We start from the raw sequence: 19,685 nt of genomic DNA, 5'->3' as shown, positions 1-19,685 counted from the left end.
CTCCTCACAGCAGTACGAGGTCGTCGCGGTGGACGACCTCCCGTTCGTACGCCGGGCCGAGCGCCGCGGCGAGTTCTCCGGTGGAGCGGCCGAGCAGCCCGGGCAGCTCCACCGCGTCGTAGTTGACCAGCCCGCGGGCCACCGGAGCGCCCTCGGCGTCGACCAGGTCGACCGGGTCGCCGGCGGTGAACGCGCCGTCCACGGCGGTGATCCCGGCCGGGAGCAGCGACTTGCGCCGGCCCACCACGGCCTGCACCGCCCCCGGGTCGAGGTGCAGCCGGCCGCGCGGGGTGGTGGCGTGGGCGAGCCAGAAGAGCCGGGCGGCGGGGCGCCGCCGCTCGGGGTGGAAGAGCGTGCCGACCGGCTCGCCGGCCAGCGCCGGGGCGGCGAGCGGGGCGGCGGTGAGCACCACCGGGATGCCGAAGCCGGTGGCGATCCGGGCCGCCTCCACCTTGGTCACCATGCCGCCGGTGCCCACCCCGGCGCGGCCGGCGCCGCCGATGTCGATGCCGGCCAGGTCCCGGTCGTCGCGGACCTCGGCGATCCGGCTGCTCTCCGGCCGGGTCGGGTCGCCGGTCCAGAGCGCGTCGACGTCCGAGAGGAGCACCAGCAGGTCGGCGTGGACCAGCGCGGCCACCAGCGCGGCCAGCCGGTCGTTGTCGCCGAACCGGATCTCCTCGGTGGCCACCGTGTCGTTCTCGTTGACGATCGGCACCGCCCGCAGGTCGAGCAGCTTGCGCAGGGTGCGGTACGCGTTGCGGTAGTGCACCCGCCGGGTCACGTCGTCGACGGTGAGCAGCACCTGCCCGACGGTCAGCCCGTGCCGGGCGAAGCTGGCCGCGTACCGGCCGATCAGCAGGCCCTGGCCGACGCTGGCGGCGGCCTGCTGGGTGGCCAGGTCGCGCGGGCGCCGGGCCAGCCCGAGCGGGGCGAGGCCGGCGGCGATCGCGCCGGAGGAGACCAGCACCACCTCGCGGCCGTCGGCGGCGAGCGCGCCGAGGGTGTCGACCAGCGCGGCGACCCGGGCGTCGTCCAGCCCGCCCGCCGCGGTGGTCAGCGAGGACGAGCCGATCTTGACGACGATCCGCCGGGCCGCCGTGACTGCTTCGCGCACCCGACCATTCTGCGCGGTCGGGTCCGCCGCGCCCGCCGCCGTTCCCATATCGTGGCAGCTCGTGACACCTGACGAGTACGTCGAGGCGGTGCTCGACCTGGTCGAGCGGATCCCGCCGGGCCGGGTGATGTCGTACGGGGCGGTCGCCGACGCGCTCGCCGAGCGCTCCGGGCGGGCGTCCGCCCGGCTGGTCGGCTCGATCATGGCCCGGCACGGGGGCGGGGTGCCCTGGCACCGGGTGGTGAACTCCGCCGGGCGGCTGCCGCCGGGGCACGAGGTCGAGGCGCGGGACCGGCTGCGGGCCGAGGGCTGCCCGTTGCGTCCGTCCGGGGTGGACATGGCGGCGGCGGCCTGGTCGCCGGAGGAGGGGATGTGACCCGGGCCATAACGTGAGTAACATTCGGCCCCATGAACAGGCCGCCGGGAAGCCCCGCTTCGTCGGATCGACAGCCTGGTCCGTCCCCGGCCGACGTGCCGGTCGTCCCCGCGCCGCGCGCTGGCGCCGATCCGGTCGGCACCGAGATGCCGCCGCCTGCCGGGTTGTCCCGCCGGGTGCACGTCGGCTACGCGCTGGGCTCGCTGGTCACCGGCGCCTTCGGCACCGTGCCCGGGCTGCTGCTCCTGCCGTACCTGACCGACACGCTGGGCGTCGCCGCGGGCATGGCCGCCCTGCTGGTGCTCCTGCCCAAGGCGTGGGACGTGCTGGTCAACCCGGTCGCCGGGCGGATCTCGGACCGGACCCGGTCCCGCTGGGGCGCCCGCCGGCCGTACCTGCTGCTGGGTGGGCTGGCGCTGGCCGTGCTCTTCGCCGGGATCTTCGCCGCGCCGTTCGGCACCGGGCCGGCCGCCGGGGCGTACGTGGCGGTGGCGTTCCTGGCCACCGCGACCGCGTTCGCCTTCTTCCAGGTGCCGTACGTGGCGATGCCGGCCGAGCTGACCGGCGACTACGCGGAACGTACCCGGCTGATGAGCTGGCGGATCGCGGTGCTGGCGCTGGCCATCCTGGTCTCCGGGGCGGTGGCCCCGGCGGTGGTGACCGCCGGCGGCGAGGGCGTGGCGGGGCACCGCTGGATGGGGCTCTTCGTGGCCGCGCTGATCGTGGTCGGCGCGGTCGGCGCGTTCCTCGGCACCCGCGCCGCGCCGACCGGCACGGTGGGGGAGAGCGAGCCGAGCCTGCGCGTCCAGCTCGCGGTCGCCGCCCGCAACCGGCCGTTCCGGGCCCTGCTGGCCTGCTTCGTGGTGCAGTCCGCCGGGGTGGCGACCGTGCTGGCCGGGGTGAGCTACTTCGCCGACCAGGTGCTGCGCGACCCGGAGACCGGGCCGACCCTGCTCTTCGCCTGCTTCGTCGGGCCGGCGCTGCTGGTCATGCCGCTCTGGACCCGGGTCGGCGCCCGGCTGGGGAAGCTCGCCGCGCTGGTCGCCGCGTCGCTGATCTTCGCGGCCGGCGCGCTCGCCCTGGTCGCCGCGCCGGTGCTGCCGGCCGTCGGGGTCTACCTGCTGGTCGCGGTGATCGGCGTCGGCTACGCCGGCCAGCAGGTCTTCGCGCTGGCGATGCTCCCGGACTGCATCGCCTACGACACCGCGCGCACCGGCCGGCGCCAGGCCGGCGTCTTCACCGGCGTGTGGACCGCCGGGGAGACCTTCGGCCTCGCCCTCGGCCCCGGCCTCTACGGCCTGGTCCTCCAGCTCTCCGGCTACGTCTCGTCCTCGACCGGTGTCGCCGCCACCCAGTCCGCCACCGCCCGCCTCGGCGTCCTCCTCGGCTTCACCGTCCTCCCCGCCCTCCTGGTCGGCGCCGCCGTGCTGCTCCTCCGCCCCTACGACCTCACCCCCTCCCGCCTCGCCGCCGCCACCCCCACCGCCTCCGCCGATCATCGGGTCGTGGTGGGGGAGGAGAACCGCTGACCGCCACGAGAAGGGCGCGACAAGTCGATGATCGACGAGGAGAGGGCGGGCGCGTTGCCCGTCGAGGGGGTGCCCGCGGAGCGGGTGCTCGACGAGATCCGGGAGTTGCGGGGGCTGGACCGGCCCACGCACGGGGGGCGGCTGTTCGCGTACGTGTACGACCCGGGAGTGGCCGGGCTGGACGAGCTGGCGCACGCCGCGTACGCGGAGAGCGCGCACGTGAACGGGCTCGACCCGACCGCGTTTCCGTCGCTGCTGGCGATGGAGAACGCCCTGGTCGGGGCGGCGGCCCGGCTGCTCGGCGGCGGGCCCGGCACGAGCGCGCCGGACGTGGTCGGCAGCGTCACGGGCGGCGGCACCGAGTCGCTGATCCTGGCCGTTAAGGCGGCCCGGGACGCCCGGCCGGAGGTCACCGAGCCCCGGATCGTGGTGCCGGTCAGCGGGCACGCCGCGTTCGCGAAGGCGGCCCACTACCTGCGGGTGGCCCTCGATCCCGTTGAGGTCGACCCGGTCACCCTCCGCCCCACCGTTCGGGACGTGGCCGCCGCGATCCGGCCGGAGACCGTGCTGGTGGCCTGCTCCGCCCCCTCGTACGCGCACGGCGTGGTCGACCCGGTCGCGGAGATCGCGGCGGTCGCCGCGGCGGCCGGGGTGCGCTGCCACGTGGACGCCTGCTTCGGCGGCTGGACCCTGCCCTGGCTGCGGCGCCTCGGCGCGCCGGTGCCGCCGTTCGACTTCGCCGTCGACGGGGTCACCTCGATCTCCGTCGACCTGCACAAGTACGCGTACGCCCCGAAGGGGGTGTCGGTGCTGCTGCACCGCGATCCCGGACTGCGCGCGCCGCAGTACTTCGCGTACGCCGACTGGCCCGGGTACACGATGGTCAACCCGGTGATCGCCTCCACCCGCTCGGGTGGCCCGATCGCCGCCGCGTACGCCACGCTGCGGCACCTCGGCGAGGACGGCTACCTGCGGCTGGCGGCACTCACCCGGGACGCGGTGGCCGGGCTGGCCGACGCGGTGCGCGGGGTCGACGGCCTGCGGCTGATGGCCGAGCCGGAGTCGAGCGTGGTCTGCTTCACCAGCACCGACCCGGGTCTCGACCTCTTCGTGCTGGTCGACGAGCTGACCGCCCGGGGCTGGCACACCCAGCCGCAGCTCGCGTACGCCGACCTGCCGGCCAGTGTGCACCTCACGGTGACCGCGGCGGTGGCCCCCCGGGTGGCCGAGTTCGGCCCGGACCTGGCCGACGCGGTCGCCGCGGCCCGGGCGGCCGGACCGGTCGTGCTCCCGCCGGAGCTGCTGGCACTCGTCCGCAGCCTGACCCCGGAGGCGCTCACCCCGGAGCTGATCGCCGGGCTGGCCGCGGGCCTCGGCCTCGGCGCCGCCCCGGCGGGTGGGGGGAACCCCGCGCCGGGATCGGCGCGGGCCGGCGCGCCGGTGCCGGACCGGATGGCGGTGGTGAACACGCTGCTCGACGCCGTCCCGGTGCGGCTGCGGGAACGGCTGCTGGTGGAGTTCGTCGGCCTGCTTCAGAACCCGACCTACTGACGGGCACGGCCCGGCCGGAAGGGTCCCGACCGGGCCGTGACCACGGCGGTCAGGCGCCGACCCTGATCGGGAAGGTGACGGTGTTGTCGGACGGATCACCCTCCGGTGCCGCCCCGCCCTCGTAGTAGGTGCTCACGGCGAAGGTGCCGGTGCCCAGCAGGCCCGGAGCGGTTCCCGCGGGGGCGGTCAACAGGACCCGGAAAATCCGCTCCTCGCCCTCCGTGAACGCGCCACCCGGCACGAGGAAACCGGTCGAGAACACCGGCATGTCCGGCGGGTCCATGTCGACGATGTCCACGCCGGTCGGCAGCGTCGCCGCCACGTCCAGGAAGTGGTTGGCAGCATCGCTGTCGTACCGGGCGGTCACCGGCAGCCAGCCGGCGAAGGTGCCGTCCGCCTGCTGGACGAGCCGGGCCTCCCCGGTGGCGATGGCGGCCTCCGTCGTCCGGTCCTGCCGGTACGGCCGGCGGCCCTGCCGGCTGCCGTCGGTGGAGCGGAACAGCGTGCGGAACGTTGCGCTGGTCGTCACCGGAGCGTCGTGGCCGACCTGGACCGCGACCTGACCCCCGCGGGCGGACATGGCGTACGGGCGGGTGTGGGTCAGCACCTCGAAGCGGGCGGTGTAGGTGCGGCTCTGCCCGGCGCCGAGGCTCACCATGCAGTCGAAGGTCCTGACGTACTGCTTGGGCACGACCACCATGCAGAACTCGTTCGAGAGGGTGCCCCGCCAGGAGCCGGCGACCGGCTCGGTGATCAGGAGGTGCGAGACGGGCTGGTCGCTGTGGTTGGTGACGGTGATCGGCAGGGTGCCCTGGTAGCCGCGCGCGGTCGGCTCGAGCACCAGCTGGCCGACGACGGGCGTCGCGCCGCCGGTCGTGGCGGAGACGGTGGACGCGACCGCCGGGCCCGCCGACGCCACCAGGACGACGGCCGCGCCGAGCCCGCCGGCGACGGTACGGATGAAGATGGTCATGGAGATGCCTCCGAGTTCCCCGTGTCGTCCCCTGGGTGGGACGCTCGCCGGTACCACGGCCGATACCGGGCCCCGGTTGCGCCCGGCCGTTGTCCCCAATCGGACAGCTGCTGTGCGTCCCGAGGCGCTGGCCCGGTCGTCCGGACACCCGCGACGGCCCGGCCGAAAGGAGTTCCGGTCGGGCCGTCGCGCGTTCGCGTTCAGTTCTCGAACCGCACCTCGAAGGTCGCCGACCGACCGGTGCCGGGAACGACGGTGCCGTTGCGGTCGGCGCCGACGTCGAGCCGGATCGTTCCCTCGCCGTTCGGGCCGTCCGCCTTGCTGCGGAAGGGGAAGAGCGTCCATCGTCGTTCGCCGGCCGCCAGCGGCTCCGTGACGCAGGTTGTCGTCGTCGACCCCTCGATCACCGCGACGCAGTACTCCCACAGCTCCGTGTACGCCTCGTCGCGGTCGTTCCGGGGAAAGCTCACCAGCGGATACTCGACCGCCGCACCGGTGGCGCCGATCTCGACGGCCATGCTCGCGACCCGCCAGCCGTCGGCCTGCCGGGCGCCGTAGAGCAGCGTCTCGGCCGTGAGCGTGACGCGCGGTCCCGGCGGCGACGTCGTCGGCGGCGGCGGCATGACCGTCGGACCCTCGACCTGGACGAAGCGTCCACGGTCCCACCGGTAGCCGCGCCACTGGCGCCGCACCGGATCGCCGCAACAGGCCTGGACGTCGGCCACCCGCACCCGCACCGTCCCGTCGGTCCGGACGGCCGTCTCCGTGATGTCGTCGAACCCGTCATGGGTCCGGATGACGCCACCGAGCGTGCTGATCTGCCCGGCGCTGTCCCGGTCGAAGACCACCAACTGCTTCGCCACGACATCGCCGAACAGGCACCCGATCAGTGCGACGGTCTCCGCCGCGCCGTCGCGGTCCACGTCCCCGTACCTGAGGTCCAACAAGGCGGGGCGGGACTCCCGGGTGGAGGCGGGCAGGAGCCGGACCGGCTCGGTGCGGCACGTCGCCGGTGCCACCGGCGGCCAGGCTGGCAGGTCGACCGGGGTGCCGAGCAGTTCGGTCCGGCTGATCCGGCCGTTCGGTGCGGCCGGCGTACCGCTCGGCGCCGCCGACGGGGCGGGAGAGAACGTCGGCGTCGGCGTCGGGCTGGGCGACGGGGTGGGCGAGCCGGTCTGCGCGGGCGGCGCCGGCGGCCGGGACCCGCGGCCGAGCGCCGCCCAACCCGCCACCGGAGCGGCGACGGCGAGCACGGTGGCGGCGGCGACCAGACCCGCCGCCCGCCGCCGTCGGCGTCGCACCGTCCCCCGGGCCGCGTTCGGGCCGGCCGGGTCGACCGCCGCGAGCAGGGTCTGCCGGTACGCCGCGAAAGCGCCGTCCAGCAGGACGTCCTCGGGCTCACTCATGGTTGTTCACCTCGATGGTCACGCTCAACTGGGTCGCCAGTGCCGCACGACCCCGATGCAGCCAGGACTTCACCGTGCCCTCGGGCACCTGCTCCTGCTGCGCTATCTCGGCGATGGAAAGGTCGGACAGGTAGTGCAGGACCACCGCCCGGCGATGATTCGGCGGCAACAGCGCCAGCGCCGCGATCAGCGCCACCCGGTCGGGACTCGGGCCGGGGGCGTGCTCCTCGCGCTGCCGGCGGAGGAAGCTCTGGGCCGTGCGGAGGCGACGCCACCGACTGGTGGCGAGATTCCAGGCCACCCGGCGGACCCAGGCGACCGGATCGTCGTACCGGGACACCCGGGACCAGCGGGCGAAGGCCCGGCAGAACGCCTCCTGCACCAGGTCCTGCGCCTGCGACAGGTCACCGCAGTAGGCGGTGAGCTGGAGCGTCAACGACCGGAAGTGCGCGTGGTACAGCTCGTCGAAGCCGACCCCGTCGGTCCGCTCCCGGCCCTCCCGCCGGCCGGCGGCCCCCTCGGGTGGAGGCTCGTCCAGCCTCGGTTCCCCCGTTGCCATCATCTGGTCCTCCCCGTCGCCGCCGGCGCGGTCGACGCTCGTCACACGTGTCGATGCTCCAGACGGTTGCACCGGTTGTCGCCGGAGCGCTGTGGTTGACTGTCAGATCGGGGACACGCGAGGGAGGCCCGAGGTGCAGCTACCGGCGGTGCTCGGCGAGCCGATCCGGTTCGTGCTGAACTGGGGACGGCGTTACTCGCTCTGGGTGTTCAACTTCGGGCTGGCCTGCTGCGCCATCGAGTTCATCGCCACCAGCATGGGCCGGCACGACTTCATCCGGCTCGGGGTGATCCCGTTCGCCCACGGGCCCCGGCAGGCCGACCTGATGGTGGTCTCCGGCACGGTCACCGACAAGATGGCCCCGGCGATCAAGCGGCTCTACGACCAGATGCCCGAGCCGAAGTACGTCATCTCGTTCGGCGCCTGCTCCAACTGCGGCGGCCCGTACTGGGACTCGTACTCGGTGACCAAGGGTGTCGACCAGCTCATCCCCGTCGACGTCTACGTGCCCGGCTGCCCGCCCCGGCCGGAGGCGCTGCTGCACGGCATCCTCCGCCTTCAGGAGAAGATCGCCGCCGAGCAGTCCGGCATCGGCGGCGTCAGCCGCCCGGACCGGCTCGCCCCGCCGGTCGACGCCAACCCCGCGGAGACCGCGCCGCGCCCGGTGGCATCCCTCACCGCGCCACCGGTGCGTCCTCCGGCCGGCTGAGGCCGGCGGTGGCCGCCGGGGATTAGCCTGCGGACCATGACCCAGTCCGCGGAGAAGCGCTCCGCCTTCATCGTCGACGTGCTGACCGAGGAGTTCGGCGCGTCGATGGCGCTCGACCCGGCGGCGTTCCGCCGCAAGTTCCGCAAGATGGCGGCCTCCCCGTTCGCCTTCTACCGGGGCAGCGCCTCGCTGTTCTACGCCGACCAGCGCGGCGACTTCGCCGACGACCGGTTCCTCGACGAGCGGACCAGCCGGGTCTGGATCCACGGCGACCTGCACGCGGAGAACTTCGGCACGTACATGAACGCCTCCGGGCAGCTGGTGTTCAACGTCAACGACTTCGACGAGGCGTACGTCGGGCCGTTCACCTGGGACCTCAGGCGCTTCGCGGCCAGCGTGGCGCTGCTCGGCTACGCCAAGGCGCTCTCCGACCGGGTGATCGGGGAACTGGTCGGCGGCTTCGCCCGCTCCTACCTCACCGAGCTGCGGGCCATCGCGGCCGGCGGGGACGACGCGATCGGCTCGATCACCCTGGACAACGCCGACGGCGTGCTGCGCCGGGTGCTCCAGCAGGCCCGGCTCAACACCCGGGTCGAGCTGCTCGCGACGCAGACCACCATCGACAACTACGACCGCCGGTTCTCCCTCGGCGACGGCGTGTTCGAGGTCGACGGGGAGACCCGGGAGAAGGTCCGCGCCGCCTTCCACGACTACCTCGGCACCCGGCCGGAGTCCGCGATCCGGCTGCGTCCCGTCGCGGCGAACATCAAGGACGTGGTGCTGCGCAAGGGGGTCGGGATCGGCTCGGCCGGCCTGCCGTCGTACAACCTGCTGCTGGAGGGGCACACCCAGGCGCTGGAGAACGACGTGGTCATCTACATGAAGCGGGCCCAGGTGCCAGCGGTGGCCCGGTACATCGACGACGAGCGGGTCCGCGGCTACTTCACGCACCAGGGCCACCGGACCGCCGAGTCGCAGCGGGCGCTCCAGGCGTACGCCGACCCGTGGGTGGGCTTCACCGAGCTGGACGGGGCCGGCCAGCTCGTCGCCGAGGTGTCGCCGTACGCGGCGGACCTGGACTGGGCCGACGTCAACGAGCCGGAGGAGCTGGCCGGGGTGCTCACCGACCTGGGGCGGGCGGTGGCCCGGATGCACTCGGTAGCCGACGACGAGTCCAGCCACGACCTGGTCGACTACTCGACCGAGGAGGCGATCGTCGCCGCCGTCGACGCCGACCCGGAGGGCTTCGTCCGGCACCTGGTCGACTTCGCGCACGCGTACGGCGTCGAGGCCCGCCACGACCACCAGCTCTTCGTGGACCTGTTCCGCAACGGCAGGCTGCCCGGCATCTGAGCCGCGCCCCGTCCGACCGCTCAGGCGGTGAAGTCGAGCACCACCTTGATGTCGTCCGGTCCGGGGGTGTATGCCTCGGCGTACGCCCCCACCGGCACCCGACGGCTGATCAGCGAGCTCAGCCAGGCCTGGTCGGCCCGGGCGAGCGCCTCGGCGGCCAGGTCCCAGTGCCGCCGGTTGGCGTTGACCGAGCCGAAGACCACGTTGTTCTCCAGCACCAGGGCCCGGTTGAGCGCGCCCGCGTCGAAGTCGATGGTCCGGCCGCCGCTGGACACGCCGGTCAGGCAGACGATGCCGGTCGGCGCGGCCTTGCACATCGCGTCGAGCACCACGACCGGCGCGCCGGTGCACTCCACCACCACGTCCGGCTCGAACTCCAGCTCACCCACCGGCGTGGCGTGGTAAGTCGCGCCGAGGGACCGGACCAGCTCCGGTTTCGGCCCCTCGGTGGCCCGGTCCAGCACGTGCACCGACAGGCCGCGCTGGGTGGCGAGCAGCGCGGCCAGCAGACCGATCGGCCCGGCCCCGGTGACCAGCACGGTCTGCGGCTTCCACTCGGCGCGGCGACCGATCCGCTCGATGTGGTCCCAGGCCTTCGCCACCACGCTCGTCGGTTCCAGCAGCATCCCGACCGGGGCGAGGACCGGGTCCAGGCCGACGGCGAACTTGGGCTGCACCCGCCACCGGTCCCGGGCGAACCCGGGCAGCGCCTTGATGCCGTGCTCGGTGTACTGCCCGTTGCGGCACATGTCCCACTCGTCCACCGCGCAGTTGGGGCAGGGCACCGGGTCGGGGTGCCGGACGATGCCGGCCACCAGGTCGCCGGCCTGCAGGGTGCCGGTGGGGTCCTCCAGCACCCGGCCCAGCGCCTCGTGGCCCAGCACGAGCCGTTCCTGGCCGGGCGGCGCCTTCCCGTAGGCCCCGGCGATGATCTCGAGGTCGGTGCCGCAGACGCCCACCGCCAGCGCCTCGACCAGGATCGCGCCCTCCTCGGGAGCCGGCTCGGGCCAGTCCTCGGTCAGCTGCAGCGAGTTGGGGACCTTGGGAGACACAGTCACAGCGCGCACGGGTTCATCTTTCCCCGCCCGGAGCCCGCCCGCGGGCAAAGCGGCCAGTTGCCCGGGCCGGGAGCGCGGGCGGCCCGACACGGGTGCGGGCCGCCGGCCATAGGATCAGCGGCATGACTCCGGAAGAGGTCGGCCAGCGGCTGGTCGCGCTGCTCGCGTCCGTCGATGCCACCGCGTCGGTCTCCGGCGGTCAGGGGTATGCCCGCGCCACCGTCGACGTACCCCCGGCGAGCTGGCGGGACGCGGTGCGTGCGGCCCGCGACGACGCCGAGCTGGCCTTCGACTTCTTCGACTGGCTGTCGGCGGTCGACGAGCTGGCCGACGGCTTCGACGTGGTGGTCCACCTCTGGTCGACCGGCGGGCGGCACGGGCTGCTGCTGCGTACCCGGCTGCCCCGGGAGGCGGCGACCGTGGCGTCGGTGGTCGACCTCTACCCGGGCGCGGCCTGGCACGAGCGGGAGACGTACGAGATGTTCGGCATCTCGTTCGACGGGCACGGCGAGCTGAAGCCGCTGCTGCTGCCGCCGGAGTTCGAGGGGCACCCGCTGCGCAAGGAGTTCGTCCTCGCCTCCCGGGTGGCCAAGCCCTGGCCGGGCGCCAAGGAGCCCGGCGAGTCCGAGGCCGGCGGCGGCCGGCGGCCGATCCGCCCGCCGGGCGTGCCGGCGCCGGGGGAGTGGGGCACCACGCCGACCCCCGCCGGCGCGGCCGGCGCCGGCGAGGGCCCGCGCGGTGGTACGCCCGCCCGCCCGGCCCGGGAACGCCCCGCGCGGCCCGCCCCCGGCGACCGCTCGGCCCGCCCCGCCCCCGGCGAGCGCCCGACCCGCGCGGCGGCCGACGGTCCCGCCCGGCCCGTACCCGGCGAGCGCCCGACCGGGCCCACCCGCGCCGAGCCGGCGGCCGGCGACGAGCCCACGGCCGAGGAAGGAAAGGCCTGATGCCCACCTGGTTGGAGCTGGTCCTCCGGGTGGCGGGCGTGCTGGTCGCGTTCCTCACCCTGCCGCTGGTCGTCGGGCAGGTCGAGCACAAGGTGATGGCGCACATGCAGGGCCGGCTCGGCCCGATGTACGCGGGCGGCTTCCACGGCTGGGCGCAGTTGATCGCCGACGGGATCAAGTTCGTGCAGAAGGAGGACGTCACGCCGCGCGACGCGGACCGGGCGGTCTTCCGGCTGGCGCCGGCGGTGGCGCTGGTGCCGTACCTGCTCGCGCTGCTGGTGATCCCGCTCGGCCCGGGCGACCTGGTCGGGCAGCCGCTGGACATCGGCCTCTTCTTCGTCCTCGCCGTGGTGGGCGTCGGCGTGGTGGCGGTGCTGATGTCGGCGTGGGCGTCGGCCAACAAGTACAGCCTGCTCGGCGGGCTGCGCGGCGCCGCCCAGCTGCTCGGTTACGAGCTGCCGCTGGTGCTGGCCGGGGCGTCGGTGGCGATGGCGGCGGGCACGCTCAGCCTCTCCGGCATCGTCGAGGCGTGGCGGCCGTGGTGGCTGCTCTGGCAGGCGCCGGCGATGGTGGTCTTCTTCGTCGCCGGGCTGGCGGAGATCCGGCGGCCCCCGTTCGACATGCCGATCGCCGACTCGGAGCTGGTCTTCGGCTACATGACCGAGTACACCGGCCTGCGCTTCGCCTTCTTCCTGCTCGCCGAGTACGTCGGCATCGTGGTGATCGCCGCGCTGACCACCGTGCTCTTCCTCGGCGGCTGGCAGGGCCCGTTCGGCGACGAGTGGCTGGGCTGGCTCTGGACGCTGCTGAAGGTCTTCGCCGTCGCCTTCGTGATCATCTGGCTCCGGGTGTCGTACCCCCGCCTCCGCGAGGACCAGCTCCAACGCCTCTGCTGGCTGGTCCTCGTCCCGCTCTCCCTGGCCCAGCTCGTCCTGACGGCCGCTGTCCGCCTCGCGCTCTGACCGGGCAGCGGCCGACGCTCAGCGCAGCGGCGTGTGGGCGGGGTCGACGCGTTCGGCCGGCGGGGGCGGCGGCGGCGGGGTGCCGTCGCCGAAGGGGCGGCCGCCGAGGGCCTCCCGGCCGTGTGGGGTGAGCCAGCCCGACAGGTCGGGGCCGAGCGGGACGACGCCGGTCGGGTTGATGTCCCGGTGCACCTCGTAGTAGTGCCGCTTGATCTGGTCGAAGTCGATGGTGTCGCCGAAGCCGGGAGTCTGGAACAGGTCCCGCGCGTACGCCCAGAGCACCGGCATCTCGGTGAGCTTCTGCCGATTGCACTTGAAGTGGCCGTGGTAGACCGGGTCGAAGCGGACCAGGGTGGTGAAGAGCCGCACGTCCGCCTCGGTGATCGTCTCCCCGACCAGGTACCGCTGCCCGGCCAGCCGCTCGCTCAGCCAGTCCAGCCGGTCGAAGAGCCGGTGGTACGCCCTCTCGTACGCCGCCTGACTGCCGGCGAAGCCGCACCGGTAGACGCCGTTGTTCACGTCGGCGAAGACCACCGCGTTGACCTCGTCGATCTCGTCCCGCAGCCGCTCCGGGTAGAGCTCCGGTGCCCCCTCGCGGTGGTACGCGGTCCACTCGGTCGACAGGTCCAGGCTCATCCGCGCGTAGTCGTTGGTGACCACCTGCCCGGTCGGCACGTCCACGATCGCCGGCACGGTGATCCCCCGCTCGTACCCGGGGAACCGCTTGAAGTACGCCTCGGCCAGCCGCTCGATGCCGAGCACCGGGTCCCGCCCGCCCGGGTCCAGGTCGAAGGTCCAGCTCCGCTTGTCGTGCGTCGGCCCGGCCACCGCCATCGAGATGGCGTCCTCCAGCCCGAGCAGCCGGCGGACGATGATCAGCCGGTTCGCCCAGGGGCAGGCGCGGCTGACGGCCAGCCGGTACCGGTCGGGCTCCACCGGCCAGCCGTCCCGCCCGTCGGCGGTGACCCGGGTGGCGATGTAGCGCTGGTCCCGGGTGAACTCGCCGCCCGGCTCGACGTACTTCCCGCCGGTCCGGGCCAGGATCCCGTCGCCGTCCTCGCTCACGCCGCCTCCTCGCCGTCGTCCACCGCGCCGGCCACGCCGACGTTCCCATCATGGTCGCTCGGGGGTCCCGGAGCAGCCCCGGCGTGAGAAGCGGGGCTAGGCTGCCGCGGTGACCGATCTGGAGACGGCGGCCCGACGCTTCATCGTCGACGTGTGGAACGGCGGGCGCGAGGAGACGGCGTACGAGCTGATCGCCGAGGACTGCCCGGGGCTGGGCGGGACCGGGCCGGCGGCGACGCTGGCCTGGCACCACGACCGGCGGGCGGCCTTCCCGGACCTGCGCTACAAGATAGTCGAGCTGGTGGCGGCCGGGGACCGGGTGGCCGTGCACTGGCGGGCCGCCGGCACCCAGGCGGGCCAGTTCGGCCCGGTGCCGCCGACCGGGCGGGTGGTCAGCTACTCCGGGGCGACGTTCCTGCGGTTCGACGAGACCGGCCGGATCATCGACGTGTGGAGCGTCAACGAGCTGTTCCAGGTCCTCCAGCAGCTCGGCGTCGAGATGCTGCCCCCGCTCCCCGGCGTCACCGACCCGGGGGCGTGATCCGCTCGGGCGGCAGGTTCACCGAAAACGGCACTCCGGTGTCGACGAACTTCGTCCACCGCCCGGTCTCCGGGTAGACCTCGTTCGCCGGGCCGGTAAGAGCCGGGTGGTGGTCGCGCGCGCCGGGGGCACAGGGCAGGATGGGCGGCATGAGCGAGCGCAGCGGGATGCCCGGCGAAGGGCTCGTGAAGGGGCTCGCGGTCACGTTGAAGACGATGACCCGCCCCTCGACCACCCAGCAGTACCCGGACGTCGCCCCCGAGCTGCCACCCCGGTCCCGCGGCGTGATCGCGCTGCTCGAGGAGAACTGCACCGTCTGCATGCTCTGCGCCCGGGAGTGCCCGGACTGGTGCATCTACATCGACTCGCACAAGGAGGAGGTGACGGTGCCCGGCGCCGCCCGCCCCCGGCAGCGCAACGTGCTCGACAAGTTCGACATCGACTTCTCGCTCTGCATGTACTGCGGCATCTGCGTGGAGGTCTGCCCCTTCGACGCGCTCTACTGGTCCCCGGAGTTCGAGTACGCCGAGCACGACATCAAGGACCTGCTGCACGACAAGGACCACCTCGGCGAGTGGATGGCCACCGTCCCGCCGCCGCCCGCGCACGACCCGCACGGTGATCCCTCCAAGGAGGAGACCACCGCCGCGCGGAAGGCCGCGGCCCCGGCCCGCCCCGCCGCCGTACGCCCCGAGCCCGGCCCCGCCGCCGACGGAGGTACGGCCCCATGACGGGTGCGGACCTGCTGCTGCTCGCCCTCGGCGCGGTGGCGGTCGGCGCGGGCGTGCTGGTGGTGAGCACGAAGCATCTGGTCCGGGCCGGGCTCTACCTGGTGGTCTGCCTGGGCGCGCTGGCCGGTGACTACCTGGTGCTCACCGCCGAGCTGGTGGCCTGGGTGCAGGTGCTGATCTACGTCGGCGCGGTGGTGGTGCTGCTGCTCTTCGCGGTGATGCTGACCCGAGCGCCGATCGGCGCCTCCGACGACCTGGACCGGCCGGGCTGGCCGGCCGCGCTGATCGGCGGCGGCAGTGGGCTGGGCCTGGCCGTGCTGCTGGTGGACGCGTTCCGCTGGTCCCGGGTGGAGCTGCCCGCCGCGGGCACCGCCGACCGCCTCGGCGAGCAGGTCTTCCGCTCCTGGGTGCTGCCCTTCGAGGTGCTCTCGGTGCTGTTGCTCGCCGCCCTGGTCGGCGCGATCGTGCTCTCCCGCCCCGACATCGGCCGCCGCCCGGGGACCACCCCCGCGCCCGGCGGGCCGGGTCGCCCGACACCGGTCGCGACGACCCGGGCCGGTGCGGTCGCCGGGACCGCCGCCGAGGAGGGTGGTCGCGGGTGAGGCCGGTCGTCCCGTACGTCACCGCCGCGCTCCTGTTCGGCCTGGGCGTCTTCGGCGTGCTGCGCCGCCGCAACGCCGTGCTGGTGCTGATGGCCGTCGAGCTGATGCTGAACGCGGTCAATCTGATCCTGGTCACCGCGGACACCACGGTCCGGGCCCAGCTGCCGCACGCCGGGCAGGTCTTCGCGCTCTTCGTGATCGTGCTCGCCGCCGCCGAGATCGGCGTCGGGCTGGCCATCGTCCTCCAGCTCTACCGGCTGCGGGCCAGCGTCGCCGTGGACGAGGTGCCGCTGACCGAGGCTCCGACGCCGGTACCGGCCGGTGTGACCGGGGTGCCCGCCGACCGGTCGGGCGCGGGGACCGTGGGCGGCGTCGACGGGCCGGAGGTGCGCGGATGAGCGAGGGCATCGGGCGGCTGGCGTCGCTCGTACCGCTGCTGCCCGGCCTGCCGTTGGCCGCCGGTCTGGTGGGGCTGCTCCTGCCGCCGTCGCCGCGCGGCGCGGCGACCGGCGAGGACCGGGCCCGGCGGGCGGCGATCGCGCTCGGGGTGGCCGGCGCGGCCGGGGCGCTGCTCGTCGCGCTGGCCCTGCTGAGCCGGGTGGACCACCTGGTCGAGGCCTCGACCACCTGGGTAGACCTGGGCGGGCTGCGGGTGACCCTCGGCTACCGGCTCGACGGGGTGGCCGTGCTGGTCGCCACGGCCGTGGCCGCGGTCGCCCTGGCCGTGCAGGTCTACTCGATCGCCTACCTGAAGCGCGGGCCGCACGACGACGTCGAGGTGGACCACCGCTACCCGCCGTACGCGGCGCAGATCAGCCTCTTCACCGCCGCGATGCTGGTGGTGGTGGTCTCCGGCGACCTGATCATGCTGCTGGTCGGCTGGGAGGTGATGGGCATCTGCTCGTACCTCCTCATCGCCCACGACCGGCGGCTGCCCGAGGCGCCCGGCGCCGCGGTGAAGGCGTTCCTGGTCACCCGGGTCGGTGACGTGGGCTTCCTGCTCGGCATCGCGCTGCTCGGCGTCTCCGCCGGCAGCTTCAAGATCGCCAACGTGCTCGCCCATCCCTACTCCACCGGTACGCTCACCGCCGCCTGCCTGCTGCTGCTCGCCGGGGTGGCCGGCAAGAGCGCCCAGTTCCCGCTGCACACCTGGCTGCCGGACGCGATGGCCGGCCCGACCCCGATCTCCGCGCTGATCCACGCCGCCACCATGGTCGCCGCCGGCGTGTACGCGGTGGCCCGGCTCTTCCCGCTCTTCGAGCGCGCCCCGGTCGCGCTCGCCGTGCTCGGCGTGATGGGCGCGGTCACCCTGCTGCTGGGCGCGTTCGCGGCCACCGCGCAGGACGACATCAAGCGGGTGCTGGCCTGGTCGACGGTCTCCCAGATCGGCTACATGACCGGCGCCCTCGCCGTCGGCGCGCCCACCGCGGCGCTGTTCCACCTGCTCACCCACGCCGCGTTCAAGGCGCTGCTCTTCCTCGCGGCGGGTGCGGTCATCCACGCCGTGGGCACCACGCTGATGTCCAGGATGGGCGGCCTGCGCACCGCCATGCCGGTCACCTTCTGGTGCACGCTGGTCGGTCTCGGCGCGCTCGCCGGGGTGCCGCCGTTGTCGGGCTTCTGGAGCAAGGACGGCGTGCTCGCGGTCGCCGAGGCCGCCGCGCTGGACGGCGCCGGTCCGACGCCGCAGTGGGTCGGCTGGCTGGTCTGGCTGGCCGGGCTGCTCGGCGTCGCCGTCACCGCCTGGTACGCCACCCGCCTGCTGCTGCGCACCTTCTTCGGCGCGACCCGGATCCCGCTGGCGCACCCGCACGACCCGCCCGCGCTGATGCGCTGGCCGGTGCTGCTGCTCGCGGTCCCGGCCGCGCTGCTCGGCCTGGCCGCCTTCTGGGGGCCGTTCATCGGGCGGATCTTCGCGCCGGCCACCGAGGCGGAGCTGACCGACTTCGGCGACTCGCTGACCCACCTCGCTCCGGCGGTGCTGCTGCCGCTGGTCCTGCTGCTGGTGGGCGCGGGCGTCGCCTGGGCGGGCTGGCGCCGGGACCCGGCCGCCGACCCGGCCCGCTTCCTGGGTCCGCTGCGGCCGGTGTTCGCCCGGGCGTTCCGGCTCGACGACGTTCAGCAGGCCCTCGTCGTACGCCCGACGAACGCGCTCGCGAGGGCCGTCCGGACCGGCGACGAGCTGGGGGTGGACGGCCTGGTGGAGGGGAGCGGCCGCGCCGCGACGGGCCTGGGCGGCGGGCTCGCCGCGCTGCACCGCGCGGCCCTGCCCCGCGCGGCGGCCGGCGTACTCGCCGGCGCGCTGCTGATCGGTCTCGCCGTCGCGCTGATCGGAGGGGCACCGTGAGCGCGAGGAGTGAGCCGGGGTTGCGAGCCCCGCAGTCGCGAACTGAGGTGGCGGCGTGAGCGCGAGGAGTGAGCCGGGGTTGCGAGCCCCGCAGTCGCGAACTGAGGTGGCGGCGTGAGCGCGAGGAGTGAGCCGGGGTTGCGAGCCCCGCAGTCGCGAACTGAGGTGGCGGCGTGAGCGCGAGGAGTGAGCCGGGGTTGCGAGCCCCGCAGTCGCGAACTGAGGTAATGACGTGAGTCTGGGACAGGTCCTGCTGGTCGCGGTGATCGCCGTGCCGGCGCTCGGCGCGGTCGCGGTGGCGGCCATCCCGCACGACCGGGCAGCCCGGTTGACCGGCGCGGTCGCCGCCGCGCTGACCCTGCTCGCCACCCTGCCGCTGGTCGGCGGCGACCACGGCTGGTTCGGCTACGGGCCGCGTCCCGCCGTGCAGCCCTGGCATCAGCTCGACCTGCCCTGGGTGCCCGGCCTCGACCTGCGCTTCCACCTCGGGGTGGACGGGATCTCCTGGCCGCTGGTGGTGCTCACCGCCCTGCTCACCCTGCTCTGCTGCGGGTACACGCTGTGGCGGGTGCCCGGCGGCGGCAGCGGTCGGGTCCTGGTCGCGTTGCTGCTGGTCGTCGAGGTGGGCATCCTCGGCACCTTCCTCGCCCTCGACCTGGTGCTCTTCTTCCTCTTCTTCGAGGTTGTCCTGCTTCCGATGTACGCGATCATCGCCGGCTGGGGCGGCGACGACCGGCGGCGGGCGGCCCGGAAGTTCGCCCTCTACACACTCTTCGGCTCGGTGCTGCTGCTGGTCGGCGTCTACGTGGTGGTCGCCGCCGCCGGCACCGCCGACCTGGTGACGCTGACCGGCGGGGCCGGCCTGTCCCGGGGCACCCAGCTCGCCGCGTTCACCCTGTTGGCGCTGGCGTTCGCGGTGAAGAGCCCGCTCTGGCCGCTGCACTCCTGGCTGCCCGACGCGCACACCCAGGCGCCCACCGTCGGCAGCGTCATCCTCGCCGGGGTGCTGCTCAAGATGGGCACGTACGGCCTGATCCGGGTGGCGGTCGGGGTGGCCCCGGAGGGCGCCCGCTGGGCCGCCCCGGTGCTCGGGGTGCTCGCCGTCGCCGCGATCCTGATCGGTTCCCTGGTCTGCCTCGCTCAGGACGAGCTGAAGCGGCTGATCGCGTACTCCAGCGTCGGGCACATGGGTTTCGTGCTGCTCGGGGTGGCCACGCTGACCGCCACCGGCATCCAGGCGGCGTTGATCGGCAACATCGCGCACGGGGTGATCACCGGCCTGCTCTTCTTCCTGGCCGGGGCGGTCAAGGACCGTGCCCACACCGGCGCGCTCGCCGAGCTCTCCGGGCTGCGGGAGACGGCGCCCCGGCTGGCCGGGCTGCTCGGGTTCGCCGCGGTCGCCTCGCTCGGGCTGCCCGGGCTGGCCGGCTTCTGGGGCGAGGCGTTCGCCGTGGTGGCCGCCGTCCGGCGGGGCGGCGGGCTCTGGACCACCCTGGCGGTGCTGGCGGCGATCGGCGGGGCGCTGACCGCCGCGTACTTCCTGCGGCTGCTGCGGCAGGTCACCCACGGTCGGCCCAGCCCGGCGGTGGGCCGGCTGGCGCCCGGGCTGGCCGGGGCCGAGCTGACCGCGTGGGCCCCGCTGGTGCTCCTCGCGCTCGCCGTGGGCCTGGCTCCCGCGCTGGTGCTCGGCTACGCGACCGGCCCGGTGGACGCCCTGGTGGCGGTGCTCCGGTGACCGCCGCGCGGGTTCGGTGGAACACCATGGGTGTCTCCGTTGCCCGGACGCACCCATGGCGTTCCACCCGCGACGGCGCCGGCCTGCGGTCTGCGGCCGTCCGGGGGGCTGGCGTGGGGGCGACGACGAC

Annotated in this window: 19 protein-coding genes; 13 read left to right on the top strand and 6 right to left on the bottom strand. The window is 74.4% G+C overall.

The window, feature by feature from the left end; translation table 11 throughout:
- Positions 1-4: 4 nt before the first annotated feature.
- Positions 5-1,114: a glutamate 5-kinase gene (proB, locus tag EV384_RS00440; protein ID WP_207232200.1), complete on the bottom strand. Its 1,110-nt coding sequence runs from the start codon at positions 1,112-1,114 to the stop codon at positions 5-7.
- Positions 1,115-1,175: 61 nt separating this feature from the next.
- Between proB and EV384_RS00435 the strand changes: the two genes are divergently transcribed.
- Genes EV384_RS00435 through EV384_RS00425 form a run of 3 tightly spaced genes read left to right on the top strand, consistent with a single transcriptional unit; the run spans position 1,176 to position 4,570 of the window.
- Positions 1,176-1,490, top strand: coding sequence for an MGMT family protein (locus EV384_RS00435; RefSeq protein ID WP_130329023.1), 315 nt, complete (start codon positions 1,176-1,178; stop codon positions 1,488-1,490).
- 32 nt (positions 1,491-1,522) lie between these two features.
- Positions 1,523-3,019, top strand: coding sequence for an MFS transporter (locus EV384_RS00430; RefSeq protein ID WP_130329021.1), 1,497 nt, complete (start codon positions 1,523-1,525; stop codon positions 3,017-3,019).
- 27 nt (positions 3,020-3,046) lie between these two features.
- Positions 3,047-4,570 (top strand): pyridoxal phosphate-dependent decarboxylase family protein, encoded by a 1,524-nt coding sequence (locus tag EV384_RS00425; protein ID WP_130329019.1) that lies wholly within the window; start codon positions 3,047-3,049, stop codon positions 4,568-4,570.
- A gap of 49 nt (positions 4,571-4,619) precedes the next feature.
- Here the strand turns inward: EV384_RS00425 and EV384_RS00420 are convergent, their stop codons facing one another.
- The 3 genes from EV384_RS00420 to EV384_RS00410 all read right to left on the bottom strand — a co-directional run bounded on the left by EV384_RS00420 (position 4,620) and on the right by EV384_RS00410 (position 7,511).
- Positions 4,620-5,543, bottom strand: a complete 924-nt coding sequence (locus tag EV384_RS00420) for a hypothetical protein (protein WP_130329017.1) — start codon at positions 5,541-5,543, stop codon at positions 4,620-4,622.
- A 200-nt stretch (positions 5,544-5,743) separates the two neighbouring features.
- Positions 5,744-6,949: a hypothetical protein gene (locus EV384_RS00415; protein WP_130329015.1), complete on the bottom strand. Its 1,206-nt coding sequence runs from the start codon at positions 6,947-6,949 to the stop codon at positions 5,744-5,746.
- Positions 6,942-7,511 (bottom strand): RNA polymerase sigma factor, encoded by a 570-nt coding sequence (locus EV384_RS00410; RefSeq protein ID WP_130340105.1) that lies wholly within the window; start codon positions 7,509-7,511, stop codon positions 6,942-6,944. Before EV384_RS00410 ends, EV384_RS00415 begins: the two co-directional genes overlap by 8 nt.
- Positions 7,512-7,641: 130 nt before the next feature.
- Between EV384_RS00410 and EV384_RS00405 the strand changes: the two genes are divergently transcribed.
- The gene (locus tag EV384_RS00405; protein WP_130329013.1) at positions 7,642-8,217 is read left to right on the top strand and encodes an NADH-quinone oxidoreductase subunit B; all 576 of its coding nucleotides are present in this window, start codon (positions 7,642-7,644) and stop codon (positions 8,215-8,217) included.
- 36 nt (positions 8,218-8,253) lie between these two features.
- Entirely contained in the window at positions 8,254-9,570 is a 1,317-nt protein-coding gene (locus tag EV384_RS00400) for a DUF2252 domain-containing protein (protein WP_130329011.1), read from the top strand.
- 20 nt (positions 9,571-9,590) lie between these two features.
- On the opposite strand, the gene EV384_RS00395 is transcribed toward EV384_RS00400, so the two are convergent.
- The gene (locus EV384_RS00395) at positions 9,591-10,637 is read right to left on the bottom strand and encodes a glucose 1-dehydrogenase (protein WP_130329009.1); all 1,047 of its coding nucleotides are present in this window, start codon (positions 10,635-10,637) and stop codon (positions 9,591-9,593) included.
- Between the two features lie 113 nt (positions 10,638-10,750).
- On the opposite strand from EV384_RS00395, the gene EV384_RS00390 reads away from it, so the two are divergent.
- Positions 10,751-11,572 carry an NADH-quinone oxidoreductase subunit C gene (locus EV384_RS00390; RefSeq protein WP_130329006.1) on the top strand — a complete coding sequence of 274 codons (822 nt, stop codon included), beginning with the start codon at positions 10,751-10,753 and terminating at the stop codon, positions 11,570-11,572.
- Positions 11,572-12,534, top strand: coding sequence for an NADH-quinone oxidoreductase subunit NuoH (gene nuoH / locus EV384_RS00385; protein ID WP_130329004.1), 963 nt, complete (start codon positions 11,572-11,574; stop codon positions 12,532-12,534). The genes EV384_RS00390 and nuoH overlap by 1 nt, the downstream gene beginning before the upstream one ends.
- Before the next feature lie 18 nt (positions 12,535-12,552).
- Here nuoH and EV384_RS00380 read toward each other — a convergent pair whose 3' ends face one another.
- The gene (locus EV384_RS00380; protein ID WP_130329002.1) at positions 12,553-13,599 is read right to left on the bottom strand and encodes a glutathione S-transferase family protein; all 1,047 of its coding nucleotides are present in this window, start codon (positions 13,597-13,599) and stop codon (positions 12,553-12,555) included.
- Positions 13,600-13,708: 109 nt separating this feature from the next.
- Here EV384_RS00380 and EV384_RS00375 point away from each other — a divergent pair, with 109 nt between their 5' ends.
- The 6 genes from EV384_RS00375 to EV384_RS00345 all read left to right on the top strand — a co-directional run bounded on the left by EV384_RS00375 (position 13,709) and on the right by EV384_RS00345 (position 19,555).
- Positions 13,709-14,140: an ester cyclase gene (locus tag EV384_RS00375; protein ID WP_130329000.1), complete on the top strand. Its 432-nt coding sequence runs from the start codon at positions 13,709-13,711 to the stop codon at positions 14,138-14,140.
- 140 nt (positions 14,141-14,280) lie between these two features.
- Complete coding sequence (locus EV384_RS00365; RefSeq protein ID WP_130328998.1) at positions 14,281-14,871, top strand: NuoI/complex I 23 kDa subunit family protein; 591 nt, start codon at positions 14,281-14,283, stop codon at positions 14,869-14,871.
- Entirely contained in the window at positions 14,868-15,473 is a 606-nt protein-coding gene (locus EV384_RS00360) for an NADH-quinone oxidoreductase subunit J family protein (protein ID WP_130328996.1), read from the top strand. Before EV384_RS00365 ends, EV384_RS00360 begins: the two co-directional genes overlap by 4 nt.
- Complete coding sequence (gene nuoK, locus EV384_RS00355) at positions 15,470-15,871, top strand: NADH-quinone oxidoreductase subunit NuoK (RefSeq protein ID WP_242623884.1); 402 nt, start codon at positions 15,470-15,472, stop codon at positions 15,869-15,871. The genes EV384_RS00360 and nuoK overlap by 4 nt, the downstream gene beginning before the upstream one ends.
- Positions 15,868-17,820, top strand: coding sequence for an NADH-quinone oxidoreductase subunit 5 family protein (locus EV384_RS00350; protein WP_130328994.1), 1,953 nt, complete (start codon positions 15,868-15,870; stop codon positions 17,818-17,820). The genes nuoK and EV384_RS00350 overlap by 4 nt, the downstream gene beginning before the upstream one ends.
- 232 nt (positions 17,821-18,052) lie before the next feature.
- The gene (locus EV384_RS00345; RefSeq protein WP_130328992.1) at positions 18,053-19,555 is read left to right on the top strand and encodes a complex I subunit 4 family protein; all 1,503 of its coding nucleotides are present in this window, start codon (positions 18,053-18,055) and stop codon (positions 19,553-19,555) included.
- Positions 19,556-19,685 lie beyond the last annotated feature (130 nt).

Origin of the sequence: Micromonospora kangleipakensis, assembly GCF_004217615.1 — a bacterium.
GTDB lineage: Bacteria > Actinomycetota > Actinomycetes > Mycobacteriales > Micromonosporaceae > Micromonospora > Micromonospora kangleipakensis.
The sequence above is the reverse complement of the archived record's forward strand: the minus strand, read 5'-3'. Positions and strand labels throughout refer to the sequence as shown.

Bases quoted from the DNA above. Each gene is read 5' to 3' on its own strand.
- EV384_RS00430 (WP_130329021.1), top strand. From the start codon at position 1,523: ATGAACAGGCCGCCGGGAAGCCCCGCTTCGTCGGATCGACAGCCTGGT.
- EV384_RS00425 (WP_130329019.1), top strand. From the start codon at position 3,047: ATGATCGACGAGGAGAGGGCGGGCGCGTTGCCCGTCGAGGGGGTGCCC.
- EV384_RS00420 (WP_130329017.1), bottom strand. From the start codon at position 5,543: ATGACCATCTTCATCCGTACCGTCGCCGGCGGGCTCGGCGCGGCCGTC.
- EV384_RS00415 (WP_130329015.1), bottom strand. From the start codon at position 6,949: ATGAGTGAGCCCGAGGACGTCCTGCTGGACGGCGCTTTCGCGGCGTAC.
- EV384_RS00410 (WP_130340105.1), bottom strand. From the start codon at position 7,511: ATGATGGCAACGGGGGAACCGAGGCTGGACGAGCCTCCACCCGAGGGG.
- EV384_RS00400 (WP_130329011.1), top strand. From the start codon at position 8,254: ATGACCCAGTCCGCGGAGAAGCGCTCCGCCTTCATCGTCGACGTGCTG.
- EV384_RS00390 (WP_130329006.1), top strand. From the start codon at position 10,751: ATGACTCCGGAAGAGGTCGGCCAGCGGCTGGTCGCGCTGCTCGCGTCC.
- nuoH (WP_130329004.1), top strand. From the start codon at position 11,572: ATGCCCACCTGGTTGGAGCTGGTCCTCCGGGTGGCGGGCGTGCTGGTC.
- EV384_RS00365 (WP_130328998.1), top strand. From the start codon at position 14,281: ATGGGCGGCATGAGCGAGCGCAGCGGGATGCCCGGCGAAGGGCTCGTG.
- EV384_RS00360 (WP_130328996.1), top strand. From the start codon at position 14,868: ATGACGGGTGCGGACCTGCTGCTGCTCGCCCTCGGCGCGGTGGCGGTC.
- EV384_RS00350 (WP_130328994.1), top strand. From the start codon at position 15,868: ATGAGCGAGGGCATCGGGCGGCTGGCGTCGCTCGTACCGCTGCTGCCC.